The sequence below is a fragment of the Carboxylicivirga marina genome, from assembly GCF_016612505.1.
GTDB classification, from domain to species: Bacteria; Bacteroidota; Bacteroidia; order Bacteroidales; family Marinilabiliaceae; genus Carboxylicivirga; species Carboxylicivirga marina.
The window spans coordinates 1-2,569 of record NZ_JAENRR010000129.1 but is presented as its reverse complement, the minus strand read 5'-3'; the positions used below and the strand labels follow the sequence as shown (position 1 = coordinate 2,569).

Sequence of the window (2,569 nt, the reverse complement as noted above, 5' to 3'; positions counted from 1 at the left end):
ACTCTATTATAATCTACTGGTATTGGTAAACTACAAACTAACGATTTCTAAAGCCAAATCAAAGATTTGGCGGTGTTAGATTACCCAACCTAACTTCCAAAGTATACTCGAACGCCAATTGCTTTATACTAGCGTGTTGCCATTCGTTTTTATTCATAAATAATCTCTAATTTCTTCAGTTTACTTTGTAATTTCTCTATTTCAGATGACTTGAGTTGATTCTTGTTAATAAAAAGTTTTTCCAATTTTTTTAATTGGAAAAATTCCTCTGGTAAACTTCTGATTTCTGTATTCACAATAGCCAAAGAACGCAATTTACTCATTGAAATTATTTCAGGAGGTACCTGATTTATATTATTATTACTAATATCTAACACCTGAAGCTTTTTAAGTTTCAAAATTTGATTAGGAAATGATTGAAATTTATTATTTGATATTGATAATGCTTTTAATTTACCCAACAAACTTATATTCTCGTCTATAGTATATAGTTCATTCTTATTAAGAATGAACACTTCTAATATTTTTAATTTTTGAATGTTTCCTGGTAAATTTTGTATTCTGTTATCTGATAAATCAAGTGTTTCTAAATGTATCATTTCTAGAATTTCTACAGGAAACGAATTCAAGTTATTGGATGAAAGGTTTAAGTTTTTGACATTGTTTTTGACATTCAATGCTTTTTGTAATTCGTAGTAAGTAGGATTTAATAAATTTTCAATGGTGGTTTTATCAACAGTGCTATTATTTAATGTCTTATTAATACCATAAACTCTTATTACAACTTCATCTATTAACTTCCCGTCAAAGATAGATTGGATTGATTCAGGTAATGAATTTACTATAGAACCTTCAGATTCAAATTTTAAAGGGAAAACAAATTTTGAATTGTATTTTATGCCATTAATAGATGCGGGAATCCATGATTTGATATTATTTTTTAATACTTCAAGGTTATAGTCTCCGCAACCTTCACATAGATCTTTTTCAATTTTAAACGAAGTAGGTATTCCCAATGTATCAACTATAAAAGAAAAAAACATGTAACCACTGATATTATCGGACATAAGCAACATAGGTGCTCTTACTTCGTGAGCCACTTTTTCCCTAAGGTCTTGTATACTTTCAATATAAGTTGGCGGAACACTAGGTATAGTATATACCCATTTACCATTGATTTCAAGCATATATTTCGTAGTATCTGAATTTACTCTTGTAATCTTATCGCTTGATTTTAATATACCATCACTATTACCATATTTATAATGAATAGTTTCTTGTGTACTCCGAGAATAGTTTTCATTTAAAAAATAATTCCTTAAGTAATGTGGACTAGAATAAATTTTTATATTCGATAACATTAATGCTAAAATTCCAAATCTCAATATTATTTTCATTATCTATTTTGTTTTTATGAATGGCAACGGCTAGTATAAGAAACGTAAGTGATTTCGAAGCTCTTACCTGTCAAGTTGCACTGAGCCAAATTTGCGTTTTGACACAAATTTAAAACATTAAACAAACCCGTCAAATCGCAGATTTGGCGGAGCTGATTAAACGCTCCAAGGTTCCATAAACTACTGAGCCACTTATGTTTTTTATACATTGTTGTGGGTATGTGCTTTTTATATTTCATTAATAATCATCTCTATATCTTCATATTTCAAGCCCTCACGAATTTGAATTGATTTGAGGTCATTCCAATCTTTGCTTAAAAGACCTTTCTTTTTTTCTAAGCTTAAAATAGATTCTTTACCGTCAAGTATTATTCTTTTGTTTTTCAATCTAATAATCCATGAACCGAAAATTTCAGATTCATATTTTTTATACTTAATCAAGCTGTTATCAAGTAGAATTGAAAACGTGTCAAAGATTAGCTTATTTGTCTCCTTACAAATCTGTATTTCCAAATCGAATGTTTCACAGAAAATCCGTTTAATTCCAGAGTCATAATCCGAGTCCGTAAACTCAACTTGGTTACCATGATTGTTAGTTGAAGTGAACTGAAAAACATTATTAGAAATCTCGTCGATTTTCAATGTCCAGTCGGGAAATATTTTATTAAAATCAATCATCTATGTTATGCCATTCATGAGAACATCCATTTTTACAATCAGTCTCTCTGCGATAAGTATCAGCTGTTTTGAAAATACTCAACATGGTTATAAAAGATTTTCTCAGCTCAGAATCAGGTAGGTTCTCAATTTTGTTAATAGCTATTTTAAAGGTCTGTGTTTTGAAAAGTACTGCAGGTGTCATTGTGTCTTTAATCGGTGCAGACTGAATCGCAATAGAAATCATATCATCAGTTGGATGCGATTGTTGCATAAACATAATCAACTTATCTCGAATCTCCTTTTGACCTGACAAATCAAACTGGTCAAACCAATCCAGAATCTCAGAATTAGTCAGCTTGTTTTGAGCATATTTATTTATATTAATTTCTATCTCTGTCATTTTGCACGAGGCTCTTTTTGCATTACCCACAACGGTGGCTAGTCGAGTAGGCAAAGGGAATTTCACCCTAAGCCTCTCACAGAACCGTGCTTGATAGTCTCCCATCACACGG

General features: G+C 30.7%; 3 protein-coding genes. All 3 read right to left on the bottom strand.

Annotated elements, in window-relative coordinates; translation table 11 throughout:
- Window positions 1-149: 149 nt before the first annotated feature.
- Window positions 150-1,397: a leucine-rich repeat domain-containing protein gene (locus JIV24_RS22025; protein WP_200467243.1), complete on the bottom strand. Its 1,248-nt coding sequence runs from the start codon at window positions 1,395-1,397 to the stop codon at window positions 150-152.
- A 228-nt stretch (window positions 1,398-1,625) separates the two neighbouring features.
- Window positions 1,626-2,075: a hypothetical protein gene (locus tag JIV24_RS22020; protein WP_200467242.1), complete on the bottom strand. Its 450-nt coding sequence runs from the start codon at window positions 2,073-2,075 to the stop codon at window positions 1,626-1,628.
- A partial coding sequence (locus JIV24_RS22015; protein WP_234445925.1) for a DUF5958 family protein occupies window positions 2,068-2,569 on the bottom strand: 502 nt, incomplete at its 5' end. The genes JIV24_RS22020 and JIV24_RS22015, both read right to left, overlap by 8 nt.

Coding starts and splice junctions, on each gene's coding strand:
- JIV24_RS22020 (WP_200467242.1), bottom strand. CDS start 2,075: ATGATTGATTTTAATAAAATATTTCCCGACTGGACATTGAAAATCGAC.
- JIV24_RS22025 (WP_200467243.1), bottom strand. CDS start 1,397: ATGAAAATAATATTGAGATTTGGAATTTTAGCATTAATGTTATCGAAT.